1 protein-coding gene is annotated in these 314 nt (G+C 50.0%); it reads left to right on the top strand.

Annotated elements, in window-relative coordinates; translation table 11 throughout:
* The coding region (locus tag J8L71_RS18435) for a hypothetical protein (RefSeq protein ID WP_211001814.1) at window positions 1-314 on the top strand (314 nt) is incomplete at both ends.

The following is a 314-nucleotide window of genomic DNA, read 5'->3' as shown; positions in this document are numbered from 1 at the left end:
CGTTCCTGCAGATAACCCTGCGCTGTATGGGGAGGAGTCGTTTGAACACCTTGGAGGTCAGGAGCATACGAACTATCCATTTGATTTATCGATTGATGATTTTGGGAAGGATTTCGAATTTGAACTACAGGTGACGCAGGGCGTTGGTGGGGCCCGCATTCTAGAGTATCTGGAGGTTGTGGTTGCGTCACTGCTTGATGCATTACAGAGTCAGTCGTCACAGCCGGTATTACGTCTGTCGTTATTGCCTTTGGTGGAGCGTGAGCAGTTGTTATGTCATTGGGAGGACTGTGTTGATGATGTGACGCAGGGGC

The sequence above is a fragment of the Pseudoalteromonas sp. MMG007 genome, assembly GCF_018100985.1.
GTDB lineage: Bacteria > Pseudomonadota > Gammaproteobacteria > Enterobacterales > Alteromonadaceae > Pseudoalteromonas.
The sequence above is the reverse complement of the archived record's forward strand: the minus strand, read 5'-3'. Positions and strand labels throughout refer to the sequence as shown.